11 protein-coding genes, 4 tRNA genes and 1 pseudogene are annotated in these 14,000 nt (G+C 41.7%); 11 read left to right on the top strand and 5 right to left on the bottom strand.

What is annotated here, in order from left to right:
• Window positions 1–76: 76 nt before the first annotated feature.
• Entirely contained in the window at window positions 77–2,497 is a 2,421-nt protein-coding gene (rnr, locus tag WAE57_RS08660) for a ribonuclease R (RefSeq protein WP_337710288.1), read from the bottom strand.
• Window positions 2,498–2,761: 264 nt separating this feature from the next.
• On the opposite strand from rnr, the gene WAE57_RS08655 reads away from it, so the two are divergent.
• The 5 genes from WAE57_RS08655 to WAE57_RS08635 all read left to right on the top strand — a co-directional run bounded on the left by WAE57_RS08655 (window position 2,762) and on the right by WAE57_RS08635 (window position 4,107).
• Window positions 2,762–2,853, top strand: a tRNA-Ser gene (locus WAE57_RS08655).
• A 15-nt stretch (window positions 2,854–2,868) separates the two neighbouring features.
• Window positions 2,869–2,945, top strand: a tRNA-Arg gene (locus WAE57_RS08650).
• A 48-nt stretch (window positions 2,946–2,993) separates the two neighbouring features.
• A tRNA-Arg gene (locus WAE57_RS08645) sits at window positions 2,994–3,070 on the top strand.
• A gap of 159 nt (window positions 3,071–3,229) precedes the next feature.
• Window positions 3,230–3,829 (top strand): dihydrofolate reductase family protein, encoded by a 600-nt coding sequence (locus WAE57_RS08640; RefSeq protein WP_337710088.1) that lies wholly within the window; start codon window positions 3,230–3,232, stop codon window positions 3,827–3,829.
• Window positions 3,830–4,030: 201 nt separating this feature from the next.
• Window positions 4,031–4,107: transfer RNA gene (locus WAE57_RS08635), tRNA-Arg, on the top strand.
• Window positions 4,108–4,195: 88 nt separating this feature from the next.
• Here WAE57_RS08635 and WAE57_RS08630 read toward each other — a convergent pair.
• Window positions 4,196–5,466, bottom strand: a pseudogene (locus WAE57_RS08630) (SRPBCC family protein).
• Window positions 5,467–5,665: 199 nt separating this feature from the next.
• Between WAE57_RS08630 and WAE57_RS08625 the strand changes: the two are divergent.
• Window positions 5,666–6,163: a YcxB family protein gene (locus tag WAE57_RS08625; protein ID WP_086174432.1), complete on the top strand. Its 498-nt coding sequence runs from the start codon at window positions 5,666–5,668 to the stop codon at window positions 6,161–6,163.
• A 38-nt stretch (window positions 6,164–6,201) separates the two neighbouring features.
• Window positions 6,202–6,840, top strand: a complete 639-nt coding sequence (locus WAE57_RS08620; RefSeq protein ID WP_337710085.1) for a fumarylacetoacetate hydrolase family protein — start codon at window positions 6,202–6,204, stop codon at window positions 6,838–6,840.
• 525 nt (window positions 6,841–7,365) lie between these two features.
• Here the strand turns inward: WAE57_RS08620 and WAE57_RS08615 are convergent.
• Window positions 7,366–8,613 (bottom strand): YihY family inner membrane protein, encoded by a 1,248-nt coding sequence (locus WAE57_RS08615; RefSeq protein ID WP_337710083.1) that lies wholly within the window; start codon window positions 8,611–8,613, stop codon window positions 7,366–7,368.
• A gap of 114 nt (window positions 8,614–8,727) precedes the next feature.
• Here WAE57_RS08615 and wrbA point away from each other — a divergent pair, with 114 nt between their 5' ends.
• Window positions 8,728–9,324, top strand: a complete 597-nt coding sequence (wrbA, locus tag WAE57_RS08610; protein ID WP_337710081.1) for an NAD(P)H:quinone oxidoreductase — start codon at window positions 8,728–8,730, stop codon at window positions 9,322–9,324.
• A 141-nt stretch (window positions 9,325–9,465) separates the two neighbouring features.
• On the opposite strand, the gene WAE57_RS08605 is transcribed toward wrbA, so the two are convergent.
• Complete coding sequence (locus tag WAE57_RS08605; RefSeq protein ID WP_337710080.1) at window positions 9,466–9,825, bottom strand: hypothetical protein; 360 nt, start codon at window positions 9,823–9,825, stop codon at window positions 9,466–9,468.
• An 879-nt stretch (window positions 9,826–10,704) separates the two neighbouring features.
• On the opposite strand from WAE57_RS08605, the gene WAE57_RS08600 reads away from it, so the two are divergent.
• From WAE57_RS08600 to WAE57_RS08590, 3 genes are all read left to right on the top strand, one after another.
• Window positions 10,705–11,082, top strand: coding sequence for a hypothetical protein (locus WAE57_RS08600; protein WP_086174426.1), 378 nt, complete (start codon window positions 10,705–10,707; stop codon window positions 11,080–11,082).
• Window positions 11,076–12,266 (top strand): CsgG/HfaB family protein, encoded by a 1,191-nt coding sequence (locus WAE57_RS08595; protein ID WP_337710077.1) that lies wholly within the window; start codon window positions 11,076–11,078, stop codon window positions 12,264–12,266. Before WAE57_RS08600 ends, WAE57_RS08595 begins: the two co-directional genes overlap by 7 nt.
• 85 nt (window positions 12,267–12,351) lie before the next feature.
• On the top strand, window positions 12,352–12,966 hold the full coding sequence (locus tag WAE57_RS08590; protein ID WP_237787130.1) for a hypothetical protein: 615 nt from the start codon (window positions 12,352–12,354) through the stop codon (window positions 12,964–12,966).
• Between the two features lie 392 nt (window positions 12,967–13,358).
• Here the strand turns inward: WAE57_RS08590 and WAE57_RS08585 are convergent, their stop codons facing one another.
• The gene (locus WAE57_RS08585; RefSeq protein ID WP_086195739.1) at window positions 13,359–13,934 is read right to left on the bottom strand and encodes a xanthine phosphoribosyltransferase; all 576 of its coding nucleotides are present in this window, start codon (window positions 13,932–13,934) and stop codon (window positions 13,359–13,361) included.
• Between the last annotated feature and the right edge of the window lie 66 nt (window positions 13,935–14,000).

The following is a 14,000-nucleotide window of genomic DNA, read 5'->3' as shown; positions in this document are numbered from 1 at the left end:
TATTTTTCAGTCGGTAAATACTTTCCAGATCAGACTCAATAAAAAGCCCTACCGAAGTAGGGCTTTTATCGAAAAATTATTCTATCTTGGCTTTCGCATTCGACTTTTTCTTTTTCGGCTTAGATTTTTTCTTCAGCTTGTCTTTGGCTTTTGCATCCGACTTGGCTGAAGATTTTTTATCTGACTTTTTAGCCAAATCAGCTGATTTGTTTTTTGGCTTTTTCTTGCGAATTGGCTGTTCACCATCTTCACTCACCACGGCCTTAGCACGCGGGTTAAAGACTTCTTCTGTCGTTGTCTTGGCCACACGTGGCGCACGGCTTCGAATCGCACGGCCGGCATGAGTCAGCTGTTGCAACAATTGAAAATCAATCTTGCGATCTTCCAGATTCACGGCTGCCACTTTAATTTTGACTTCATCGCCCAAGCTAAAGGTTTGACCGCGATTTTGACCGACCAGGCTTTGGCTGGCTTGGTCATAAACAAAGAAGTCATCGCCCAGTTGGCTCACGTGAACCATGCCATCGACATACAAGTCTTTTAAGGTCACGAACAGGCCAAACTCAGCCACGGCACTGATGATGCCGACGAATTCTTCACCTAAATGCTGCTGCATATAGTGACATTTCAGCCAGGTGGTGACCGAACGTGATGCTTCATCGGCACGGCGTTCCGTTTGTGAGAAATGTTCGCCCGCATCATCTAAAGCTGCACCCGAAAGCGCGAAAGGCTTTTGTTTTAAATGTGCTTTGATGGCACGGTGCAACAACAGGTCAGGGTAGCGACGAATTGGTGAAGTGAAATGTGTATAGGCATCATAAGCCAAACCAAAATGTCCGGCATTGTTTGCGCCGTAATAAGCCTGCATCATCGAACGCAATAACACTGCATGAATGCTTGGTGCATCAATACGGTCTTTGGTGGCTTCAATCACCGCTTGATAATCTTTTTGCGTTGGCTGTTCAGGGAAGGGCAAGCCCAGCAATTTCACATACTCGCGTACTTTCTGAATACGTGAAAATTCAGGTGGCTCATGCACACGGTACAACATAGGAATGTCATTTTCCAAGGCATATTCTGCTGCTGCAACGTTGGCCAGCAACATACATTCTTCAATCAGTTTGTGCGCTTCATTACGTGAACGCGGCAAAATTTCCTTGATTCCACCGAGTTCGTCAAAGGTCATGTAGGTTTCGACCGTTTCGAATTCCATGGCATGACGCTCTGCACGCAAACCTTTGAGGGTCTGATAGAGCTGGAACAAGGTATTCAGCGATTTACGTACATCACGATCTTCAGGAACGGCTTTGCTGTCACCATCAAAATATTGCGCCACCTGAGTATAGGTTAAACGTGCTTTGGAATGCATCACCGATGGATAGAACTGGAAGCCGGTAACTTTACCTGCGCGGGACAAGGTCAAATCACAAACCATACATAGGCGGTCGACATGTGGATTCAGCGAGCACAAGCCATTGGATAAGGCTTCCGGCAACATCGGCAGCACAAAGTGCGGGAAATACACCGAAGTCCCACGTTCTTTTGCTTCATCATCCAGCGGTTTGTCATTACGTACATAATGGCTCACGTCAGCAATTGCTACCACCACGCGGTAACCGCCACCTGGACGTTTTTCGGCATAGACTGCATCATCAAAGTCGCGGGCATCTTCACCATCAATGGTGACTAGGGCCAAGTCACGTAAATCGATACGGCCTTCGCGGTCCTGTTGGTTCGGTTCTTTAAAGTGTTCGGCATCGCGAAGCACTTCTTCCGGAAATTCGTAAGGTAAACCAAATTCTAAAATGGTTTGCGGAATAATGATTTCGGTATCGGCTTTATCCGCCATGGATTGCACGATGTGTCCTGTCGGCAATTCTTCCCGGGTCGGGTAGTCATCAATCGCCACCCGAACAGAATCACCCACTTTGACTTGGGCGTGTTCAATCAGTTCTTTTTCTAAAGTAATTGGCTGATGGGCATTCGGATTGCCTGGCTGAATAAAGTATTCGCCGTCATACACCGCCACTTTACCAATAATCTGTTTGACCCGATGTTGCACGACCTCAGTAATAAAACCCCAAGCTTTACCTTTACGGTCTACCGAGGTTTGGCGCACTTTTATGCGATCACCATTAAATACCAAACGGAGTTCGCGTTCAGGTAATAAAATGTCGTCATGATCGGCAATTGAGGCACTGCCCAAACCTTTGGAATTGATATAGACGGTGGCTTCATGAGTCGGCTGGCTGGTTGCGAGTAGGAACTTAAATCCATCTTTCATCAACTGACCATCGCGTACCATGGCACTTAAACGATGGCTGAGTGCTTCTATACTTCTTTCATCTGCAATATTAAAGTATTCCACTAAATCTGCATGAGATTGTGGTGCTTGTAATTTTTCAATCGTTTCTGAAATGAGAATACGGCTTGGAATAGGATTGTCATAACGTTCGGCTTCAGCCTTAGCTTCAGGGTCGACCCAATTTTTCATAATGTCTTTGGCTTCATGTCAGAAGATAGGATTAGCATAAGTCATGCTGCAGGATACTGCACGTAAATGATTGCAATATTGTGTTTTTCAGTCCTAATTCTAACGCGAAGCAGCATATTTCACAGTAACAACTGCCGAATAACCGGGAAAAGTACGCGCTCAACTCGAAAATTGTTTAAAAAATAGTTGATTGATCAAAAATATCAGAAATTTTTGAAATGTGACTTGAAGAAATTAACTTTAATTTGTATTATGGCGGCTCGTTACGGTGAGGTGGCCGAGTGGCTGAAGGTACTCCCCTGCTAAGGGAGCGTGGGTCTTAAAGCCCACCGAGGGTTCGAATCCCTCTCTCACCGCCACGAATAACTTGAAATGCGCTCATAGCTCAGCTGGATAGAGCACTTGGCTACGAACTAAGGGGTCGGGAGTTCGAATCTCTCTGAGCGCACCAATCAAGTTAAACGTAAATGTAACGAATGCTGAAAAGCAACTCAAGTACGCGCTCATAGCTCAGCTGGATAGAGCACTTGGCTACGAACTAAGGGGTCGGGAGTTCGAATCTCTCTGAGCGCACCAACTTGAACACATCGACAGATGTAAAACTGGAAAAAACCGCACATGTTGCGGTTTTTTTGTGTCTGAATTTTATAGAATTGAAATAAATGGGCGGAAGGATAAAAATAAGGATTAGGCTACAGAATAAACAAAATGAAGCCCTAATATGAGAAAATAATTATGAGAAAAATAATTGTTCAGGAATTTATGACTTTAGATGGTGTGATTCAAGCACCGGGCGGATCAGAGGAAGATCCATCCAGCGGCTTTAAATATGGTGGCTGGGTTGCTCCTTATTTTACCAAGCAAGACTCGGTGATCAATACCATCATGCAAAAATGGATGCAGTCCACCGATATTCTTTTGGGCAGAAATACATTTCAGATTTGGGAGTCTTACTGGCCAAAACATGCTGAAATGTGGGCGGGAATCAACGAGGTCACCAAGTATGTGATGTCCAATAGTCTGGATCATTCAGACTGGCAAAACTCTGTGTTTTTGAAAAATGTGGATGATGTGAAAAAGCTCAAAGCGTCAGAAGGTGAGGATATCAAAGTGCATGGCAGCGCGCATATGGCACAGACGCTTTTTCAACATGATCTGGTTGATGAACTGTGTTTGATGACTTTTCCAGTTATCCTCGGTACAGGTAAACGTTTATTTGCTGAGGGTGCAACTGCGACGGCTTTTGAATTAACCGATCACTTGGTCACGTCTAGTGGCGTGATGTTTACTTGTTACCAGCAGGCAGGCGAAGTGAAAACTGGCACAGTGGGGTAATGATTAATGATTCAATTCTTTTTATCAGTATGACCATTTACAGTATGCAAATGTAGTACAGCAGGATTAAATTAATTTTTTTGTTTAAAAAATAGATGAAAAATCCAATTTTGCCCAATAACTGTCCACTTGATTGTGTATTTGTTAAAAAGCACTTAACAGCGGGTTAAAAACGCGTATAATGCACCACATCAAGACGTCGCGCTCATAGCTCAGCTGGATAGAGCACTTGGCTACGAACTAAGGGGTCGGGAGTTCGAATCTCTCTGAGCGCACCAACTTGATCACATCGACAGATGTAAAAATGGAAGAAACCGCTTAATTGCGGTTTTTTTGTGCCTAGAATAAATTAAATGTGTTAAATAATTATTTCATCTTCTGTTTAATCTTTAATGCCAATACGGTATTGCCACCCAGGGCTGGCAACATGTCATGATAAGGCATGCTCCGCATCGCGCGGAGTACGAACGGCGCCTGATCATGAATTTTCATGGCACTGGTGACCTTGAATAAGGTGCCTGTACCTTGCGGAATCAGCTGCATTCCACCTTTCACAAACTGTAAATCACCTCCAACGGCGTGAAACTCATTTTCCAGACTGTTCGGATAGTCAAAACGCAACTTAAAATCGAAGGGAATATTGATGACGCCTAAGCCGACTGAAATTTTATAGTCTGCATCAAAGGTGTTGGGGTCCACTTTTTTGATGTCGATGTCTTTAATCTGGCGTGGAAAAAGTTCCTGAAAGGATGGAGCATTGAGCCAATGCTGTAACTGTTGCGGGCTTTTGGCAAAATATTGATAACTGCTGCTAAAGCGCAAGCTTTCCAATCCATGCTGATAGGGCACTTTGTTAGAGGGCAGGATAAAAGAAACCGTTCTTGTGAGAATTGGCTGAGTGCTGCAATTTTTTGCACCTGAGCTGTGTCCAGTTGCAGGTCAGGTAATTCACCCACTTTTAAGGTTTGCGCCGTGGTCGTTTTAAAGCGTTGTTGCAAGGCTTCGAGTAAAAAAGCGTTTGTGCCCGAGGGAATACCGAGTTTGGCCTCTGGAATGGCATTCAGAATGGTACTGAATAGAAAGCCTTTGGGATGGTTCAAATCGCCCCATTGGGTAATGGTGATTAAAGTCTTGTTACTGCCTAAATCAAACCATTCAATTTTACCCGCACCATAAGGAATGGGTGCATCCAGCACAATAGTTGAAATGCTATTGGCCGTTAAATGATGCTGCATCACCATATTTTCTTTAAAGTTCAACACGGGAATAGGGGTAGGGATAGAGACTTGATATTTCATCTGGGTAATGTTGCCTTGTTGCTCCAAGACTTTTGCAGATTTCAATACCGGAAATAGTCCATTGTATTGGCTGTAGTTGCTTAAAAGTCTGGCCACATTCTGGCTATTTGTAGGAACGACGACCGCACCAGTATAAAACTTACCGATCATGCTTTGCTGATTTTTTAGCGTGGGTAAAGTAATGGATTGTGCAGGATGTGCATAAATCAAAATAGAGTTTGCAGTCAGGTCTGCCAGTACTTGGGCCTTGCCCTGAAATACACTCAGGCTAATTGGAATCTGTTCTTTCCATGGAATAATTTTAGCTGAGACTTGCGTACCGATCAGGCAACACAGCATCAGCAAACAGCATTTATTTTTATTGTTGGGCATATCACATCCTGTTTATGCATTTTTCTGAGTGAGTGCTGATGTTTTAAGCAATTTTAAAACAATTGTGAAGCAAGCTTATGTAATTTAAGCGGGCAAAAACGATAAGGAAAATGTTGAATCTGGTGTAATATCTAGCACAATTGTTGTAATAATTTGATGATCAATCATGTCAGAAACCAAGCCGGCAGTATCGCTACGTTATTCCTTAAGCCTGGAAGAATCACAAGATGGTTTTGCCCTTGCTACATTTGGTAAAAAGCAAATTACCCGTTTTATTACGCCACTGGTGAGTATCGGAATTATGGTCTGGGGATTTTACCTCGGCTTTAATGATGTAGGCCGCTATTATGTTGCACTCGGCGCGTTCTTTTTAATTTTACAATTGCTGATGCGTTACTGGTTTTTACCGATGATGTTTAAGCGTCAATTTGTGAAATATCAGTTTGGTAAAAGTGAACAGGGCATCGAATTATTTCAGGATTATGCAGAAATCTATGCCAATGGCCGCAAGCAAATTTTCAACTACAGCGAAGTACAGAACTTTGCGGTGGGCAAGCTGACTTATATGATTGAATTGAAAAATCGTACTGTGGTGATTGTGCCGAAACGTGCTTTTGAGCAATCTGCCGATCAAACCGTATTTGAAAATACCTTCAAAAAATAAGCTTTAAATATCGTAACAATGAAATAAAAGGGAAGATCATGAATACTCGTCCATCGAAGATTGTCTGTGTCGGTCGTAGCTATGCAGACCATGCCAAAGAATTAGGCAATGCCATTCCTGATCGTCCGGTTTTATTTATCAAGCCACCGAGTGCTTTAACGGCATTACAAGAAGGGATTTCCTGGAATCCGGTTTGGGGCAATTGTCATTATGAATGTGAACTCAGCCTGCGGATTGACCGTACTTTAAAAGCGGAGACCGATCCGGCTAAGGCGCTAGAAGCTGTGGGTGCGGTAACTTTAGGCCTGGATTTAACCTTGCGTGAGTTACAGGATGAGCTGAAGAAAAAAGGTCAGCCTTGGGAACGTGCCAAAGCATATGACGGTTCATGTCTGTTGGGGGATTGGGTGGAATTGTCTGAAGTCAAAGACTGGAAAGATGTGCATTACACTTTGCATGTGAATGATGAGTTACGCCAAAAAGGCGACACTGCACTGTTGATTTTTGACATTGCAACTTTACTTGCCGACATTAGTCAGGTCTTTACCCTGGAAGAAGGTGATGTGGTGATGACGGGTACACCTGCGGGTGTGGCAGCATTAAAAGCGGGTGATCAACTGAGCATGACTTTACAAGGTCAATCAAAAGAATTCGTTTGGGCAACTTTTGTAAAATAAGTATCCCATTCTTAAAAAAGGCTGCCTTAAAGCAGCCTTTTTAAGTTCTGAATTTTTATATGATGGTCAGTTTGCATGGTCGGATCAGACATTTTTGTCTGCTAATACTTCGGCGTAGTCATTGAAAAAGCCGGCATGTTTGAATAATGCTGATCAGTTAAGGGGTTTAGAAATAGACTCTTGAATTTTTTAGTAATTCATGACGGAGTCTTACCGTTTTAAATCAAGCCCTTACAGTTCATTTGTTACTTTGGTTCCGCCCTGAGAAGCATTGCTTCGTAAGACCAAAGGCATTTGTCATCCGCAAAACTCGTCAGCCACTATCAACTAGCAAACTTGTCGCAGAAACAATCATTTTTTAATCTTGCGGTGCAATGCACCTCATGCCTCAAACAGTTGCGGATGACTTTTCCACATATCCAATACAGTCATGAATTTAAAAAAGAAAATGCCAGTCAATTTCTTGGTTGACTGGCATTATGCATGTTTGAAGGCTTTTTATGATCTGGTCAAAGTGAGTTAAAACTACTTCTTTTCAAAAATAGCCGACAGTGGAATGGAGAGTTTTGCAGCCAGATAATCATCAGATTCGACCAAAGCCGGGCCGAGTTTTTGCATCCATTCATCATCTGCACGGATATTGCCGACATCTTTGCGCAAGGGCAGCGGATAAGGCAACTGTTTATAGAAACTCCAGAAATCGACTTGAGCCAAATTGCGCGCAAGAATGTACTCATCATTATCGGTGCGCTTGACCAGATTTTGTTTTTCCAGCATCAGCACATAACTTGGCCAGCGTCCAATTTCATCACGGCCTAAAACTTCCAGGGCTTCTTCATCCGAAACACTGTCGCCACTTTGTTGCTTTTTATAAAACAACTCCAGCAAATCTAACAGCATGATCACGGGATGATACTTTTGCTCTTTACCTGAATTAAATGCGGTGAGAGCATAACTGATTTCGACCCCAAGCAAAACAATATTCCAGGACAGGAAAATCCATAACAGGAAAATCGGTACCGCAGCGAATGCGCCATAAACAATTTCATAACTGGTGAAATTGGTCATGATCAGCCCGAATAAATCTTTTAATAATTCGAACACCACTGCGCTGAATGTACCCGCAATCAGAGCCGCTTTAATCGGCACACTACGGTTGGGGATGGTCCAGTTTAAAATAAAGAAACCCAAAATGGTCAGGGCAAAGGAAATGAACCATAAGACAAATTCGCCGTTGACTTCATAACCAGTAAAGTTATCGCTCAGTACATTTAATGAGGCCACAGTAGAAGAAATCACAAAGGCACTGCCTAACAGGATCGGACCGAGTGAAATAATGGTCCAGTAGCGCATAAATCCGATGATGCCACCGCGTGTTTCCTGCACTCGCCAAATCCGGTTAAATACCGTCTCGATACTGGAAAGCATCATCACTGTGGTGATAAACAGGAATAAGATACCAATTACAGTCAGGTTGCTGGATTTATCGGTAAAGGCATTAAATGCCTTGTCAAAAGCAATGGTGGTTTTGGGTAAAAAATTGCTATAAATCAGTTGTTGTAATTGTTGCCGTGCCGGTTCCAAGGCTTTAATAGAAGAAATGATGACCAGAAAAACCGTCAGCATGGGTACCACTGCAAACAGGGTGGTATAGGTAAGTGATGCGGCCTGATCACGGCAACGATCTGCTTCAAAACGTCTGATTACAAATAAAACAAACTGAAACCAGGTCTCGTCATAAAAAGGAAGTTTTTTTAAATACTTTTTTAACATAACTATAAAGTCTCAATTTTTTTAATCATCTTTATGAACTTTCATGAACAAGCTTAACCAAAAAATGGGAAAAATACCGTATAGTTTTTATCTTTAACTTTGTTTATTAAAATTATGCAGCCTTATGTCCTTGTTTTATATTACAGCAAATATGGTTCGACCAAAGAAATGGCGTATTTAATTGCCAATGGTATTGAATCTACAGGTATGGCTGTAAAAATTCGTACGGTGCCCAATTTATCGACTGTAGTGAAGGAAGCTGAGCCGAGTATTCCTGCCGAAGGAGATATTTACTGTAGTTTAGATGATTTGGCAAACTGTTCAGGTCTGGCTTTAGGTTCGCCGACCCGTTTTGGCAACATGGCCAGCGAGATGAAATATTTCTGGGATCAGACCACCAGCCTGTGGCTCAATGGGGCATTACATCAAAAGCCGGCCTGTGTCTTTACATCTTCAGGTGCGATGCATGGCGGGCAGGAAAGTACCTTGCTGAGCATGCTCCCCCCATTGTTCCATCACGGCATGATGATTATGGGCTTGCCGAATGCTAATCCGGCATTATCCAATACCAAATCGGGGGGTACGCCGTATGGTGCCAGCCATGTCAGTGGTCCGCGCCATGATTTGGGCCTGAGTCAGGATGAAAAAGTCTTGTGTGAAGAGCAGGGTAAACGCTTAGGCGATGTGGTTAAAAAATTACAGGCAAACTGATCTGTTTTAACTTTAGACAGCGAGTTTAATTGGCACACTTTTTATATGACCTCGCATAAACTCCTGTAGATATAAAAAAAGACCCTTCGTCAAATGAAGGGTCTTTTTTTATTGCCAGATAAAATTTGAGTACTTAAAGATTTATTCTTTTTCTTTAAAGCGATGGTTACATTTCAGGCATTTGTAATCTAAAAATACATTTTTATCGATAATCACCCCAGCTTTTTTGCCGAAGATATTGCCTAAAATACCACCAGTCACACCTGCTGCAATGGCACCGACAAAAGTTCCCACTGTGCCGCCAAAAATAACCCCTAATGGCCCAGCAACGGCGCCAATCGCTGCACCAGTTGAAGCTCCGGTAGCCGCGCCACCGACTGTTCCAGCGGTTGCACCAGCAGAGGTGAGCAGAATACCACTAATGGTCTTGAGCCTTTTTTCGTGATCACGTTTTTCTACTTCAGAAGATCCGCATTTAGGACATTGCATAGGTTTTTCCATCAACGATTGATATTTGCTTATCTTAAGTTCATGTGTGATATGGAATTGCATCCAGATAAGCTGGTATTCATTACATGTTGCTAAACAGTATGTCTGTTCTGAATCCTGATGTCAGGAACATTTCATACCAACTTGATTCTAGAAGAAGTAAATACAAAGAAGTTTATCTGAGTTGTAAATATATTACTTCTTCATCTAATGTGGGCGATCCCTGAATTATTTTTGGGTAGTGCTGATCCCTAAGATGATGAAAAATCCCTTAATTGAATGTCCTGCAATTCAAAACATGAATATGCTGCACTGGTTATCCCAGGAAGCTTAACGACACTAGTGTTTTCGATTGTAGCGTGAGGCGTTTTGAAGCGGAAGTGCCGTATAACGCCTATCTGGCATATTGCTTCCACACTCCCTATTTATCTCAAAATTTCTATATAAATAATCTTAATTGTGATTAGTTTTTTATATTTATAGCAAAATGCGACACGGTTCTAGTTTTGATAAATATGCTAAGAAAATTAAAGTTTACAACTCCATAAAATTGAAGCGGTTTGATAAATTGAGTTTTTTGAATAAAATTTCTTGTTTTAATTAATATAAAAAATATATTAATTAAAACAGGTTTTGATGTGAATTTTAAAATTTAAAATTTTTTTACATAATGATTTCTTACAATTCAAAAAATAATAATAAATAACATTTGTTAAATTAAAACAAAAGGATATTTTAATTATAAAAACAAAAAACAGCTAAAACCGGATAAATTTAGCACTTTGTTTTTTTTATGTGATTTAATCTTTGTTAGATAAATTAAAAATTACTAATTAAACATTACTAAATGAAAAATAAATAAACATCTTCGATCAAAGGATGGTAAACATTATGAGAATATCAGTGATCAATGTTGGTTTATTTTGTTTATGTTTTCTGAGCAACGCTTATGCAACATCTGATGAGTGGAGTCAGCGCTGGAAAGCATCAAGTACCCGTTCCAGTGAGAATTTAACCCAAGCTAATCTGATCGAACTCATGGATTCAGATTATTATTCTGGACTAGGAAAGACCACAATAAACAGTACATCGACAAGTTCTATAGGTACAGTTAATTCATCTACCAGCAATGTAAATATAAACGGTTCAAACAACGGTGTAGACATTTCGAATGATACTGCCAATGACGGTTCTGTAAATTCGACGACCACTCAAAATAACCAGCAATGTCCTAACTTAAGCACCCAACCGGGAGAATCGCTATGCTGAATTTTCCTGGGTTGAGTAGAAGAAAAATATCTTCTGTGAGCATCGCCATCATTTTTAGCCAACTTATGACCGGGTGCACGGGTATGGCGCTTTCCAATAAGGAGCCAGTCAGCCTGGTACAAGGCCCACCGATTACTGATATTTTTACCCCTTTTGATCTGGCCTTATCCTGCCTGAAAGGGCAACTGCGCAATGATGTCAGTTTCTCTGTTGGCGCGATTCTGGATCAAACCGGCAAAGATGTGGTGACCAATGGCGGCAGTGGCAAAATGGTGACCCAAGGTGCCGGAGATATGGTGCAATCTGCATTGTTTCAGGCTGGGGTCAGCTTATTGAACCGGCGTGATCCTCGAATTATCGAAAGCGAAGCCAAGTGGGGAATTCGTGACCCAAGGCAAATCCAGGCATCGGATTATTATGTGACCGGCAGTATTAACAGTCTGGACTTTATTCCTGGCGGTGGCTTGGACATGCAGATTGGCGGTGTCGGCCCCAATTACAGTCAAACCCGAATTATGGTCGGTTTAGATTTATCTCTGACAGATACGCGCAGCAGTAAAGTCGTTGCAAATGTCTCGCTGCAGAAACAAATTGCAGCACAGGATTACGGTATAAATGCCGGTAGGTTTGCTGGCCATACGTTATTGAATATTCAGATCGGAAAAGGGGAGCGAGAGGCGACAAACTTTGCCTTGCGCCAAATGCTGAATCTGGCAACTTTTGAGTTGCTCAGTCAGGTTATTCCGCCCACAACATTTGAAAGCTGCCGTGCTGCAATACCGCCTGAATTTGGTCAGTTAAATTTAACCCGAAGTTCTGTTGCCCTGCATAAATACAAGCAAAGCCAGCAGCAAAAACCTACAGATTTAAACAGATCTCTTCTGGAATCATCCTCACATCAAACAGATTCATCCGATGAGAAAAATAAGTCGACCAACTCACCCAGCAAAGATACTAAGCCGCCTAAGCATAAAGAATCTGAGGTGATTAAAAATCCTGAAGCGGAACCAGAAATGAGCAAACAGGACCTGATTAAATACATCAGCAAGAAACAGCGTACCTCTTCAAGTAAAATGAATGAAGAAAACGGCAATAAAGAAAAAGAAGAGCAGAAGACCGCGATGCTGTGGGATGCAAATCCAGCAGTCATAGAAAACTATTGGTCAACCACTCAGCGCGATTAAAAAAATATGTAAAAAATGGGCTCGCTCCCATTATAAGAGAAAGTGCTTAGCGAGAAGTACTTCAAAACGAGAAAAGGAAATAACCATGAATAAGTCTATCAAAACAATCGTCTTATCCGTCGCCTTCCTGTCCAGCGCAGCTATGGCAAATGCTCAAAATAACAATGTAACTGTAGATACGGGGTTGCAAGCGACCCTCAATCTTTTATCTCAAAGGACTGCAAATGGTAGTGCGCTTAACCTTGCCATCAATACCAATAATATTGATGCAACCGTTAACACATCTGGTCGCTATAATGAACTTGAGAGTGTGGGTAACACTATCGCGGTAGAAACTTCCGCACTGGGTGCTGTGAACACAGGCAGTATCAGCTTACAGCAAGGCAACCTGACTGCTTTGAATACCGGTACAGTAGATGCAACGCTTGATGCTGAAAGAAGTGCGGCACGTAGTTTGGAAGAATGGCGTTCTGAACGGTCATCAGAGTTCGAAAGCTCTATCAGCACGTCATTGAATACCGATACTTATGATCAATTCTCTGAAACCCTGAGCAATTACAGCGCAGCGAATTTAGCCATTAATACCGGGGCTATTGATGCATCTGTCAATTCACGCGGATTTGAGAATCATATTGAAGGTATCAAAACTTCTGCTATTGGTGCTGTGAACACCGGCAGCATTACTGTTACCGTAAAGTAAATCCACCGTTCAATATGATCCAAGGTCTAACTATTTGCGGATAGTTAGACCTCTTATTTTAGATTAAAAATTGTTCATTGGGTATGGTTTTGTAACTGAATCAATCTACTACACAATAAGATTTAGTCTGAAATTTCGATAGTTACACATTCCAAAACTAGGCTATGGATTAGGTTCTACTCAGATTATTAGAGAAAAAAGAGTGCACTTAATATTTTTCTGGTATCTGAATTTAAAGCAGACGCTGGAAAACTGATTTCAGTTGGAATTATATGAGCCACTGCAATCTTACAGTCATCGCTCAGGATACCTGCTTCAGATAAAATATACGGTACAAAAAACATCTGCAAAAAAAGAGCGCCTAAGCGCTCTTTTTAAATTCAGTTCGAAATTTAGTCACGAACAAATTCAACCGTACCATTCTCTAAAGATTTAACCCGTGCTAAAGATTCAACACGGTAACCTTTATCGAGTAACAATTGGCGACCTGGTTGGAAAGATTTTTCAATCACAATCCCAATACCGACAACTTCAGCATTCGCTTGATGAATCAAATCGGCAAGACCTAAAGCTGCTTGACCGTTTGCCAAGAAGTCATCAATGACTAAAGCTTTATCGCTAGAGTTAATGTGCTTGTTGGAAATGGCGATGGTGCTTTCAATCTGTTTAGTGAAAGAGAACACTTTAGAACGGTATAAATCATCTTTTAAGGTTAAAGATTGATATTTACGTGCAAAGATTACAGGCACGCCAAGTTCTAAACCAGCCATTACTGCTGGAGCAATACCGGAAGCTTCAATTGTAATAATCTTGGTGATTCCTGCATCTTTAAAACGTGCAGCAAATTCTTTACCAATTTGCTGCATTAATACAGGGTCAATTTGATGATTCAGGAAAGCATCAACTTTTAAAACTTGATCAGATAGAACGATACCTTCACTTAAGATTTTCTGTTCTAGTGCGTGCACGGGAGAATTCCTCTAAGGGCAGATGCTTTTTCAAGCAAAAGCGTATTTTAAAAAGGCTCTCGAAAA

This window comes from Acinetobacter sp. NS-4 (assembly GCF_037402435.1).
Classification (GTDB): Bacteria; Pseudomonadota; Gammaproteobacteria; order Pseudomonadales; family Moraxellaceae; genus Acinetobacter.
This window is presented reverse-complemented; position numbering and strand designations above follow the sequence as displayed.

Coding starts and splice junctions, on each gene's coding strand:
- WAE57_RS08640 (WP_337710088.1), top strand. CDS start 3,230: ATGAGAAAAATAATTGTTCAGGAATTTATGACTTTAGATGGTGTGATT.
- WAE57_RS08625 (WP_086174432.1), top strand. CDS start 5,666: ATGTCAGAAACCAAGCCGGCAGTATCGCTACGTTATTCCTTAAGCCTG.
- WAE57_RS08620 (WP_337710085.1), top strand. CDS start 6,202: ATGAATACTCGTCCATCGAAGATTGTCTGTGTCGGTCGTAGCTATGCA.
- WAE57_RS08615 (WP_337710083.1), bottom strand. CDS start 8,613: ATGTTAAAAAAGTATTTAAAAAAACTTCCTTTTTATGACGAGACCTGG.
- wrbA (WP_337710081.1), top strand. CDS start 8,728: ATGCAGCCTTATGTCCTTGTTTTATATTACAGCAAATATGGTTCGACC.
- WAE57_RS08605 (WP_337710080.1), bottom strand. CDS start 9,825: ATGGAAAAACCTATGCAATGTCCTAAATGCGGATCTTCTGAAGTAGAA.
- WAE57_RS08600 (WP_086174426.1), top strand. CDS start 10,705: ATGAGAATATCAGTGATCAATGTTGGTTTATTTTGTTTATGTTTTCTG.
- WAE57_RS08595 (WP_337710077.1), top strand. CDS start 11,076: ATGCTGAATTTTCCTGGGTTGAGTAGAAGAAAAATATCTTCTGTGAGC.
- WAE57_RS08590 (WP_237787130.1), top strand. CDS start 12,352: ATGAATAAGTCTATCAAAACAATCGTCTTATCCGTCGCCTTCCTGTCC.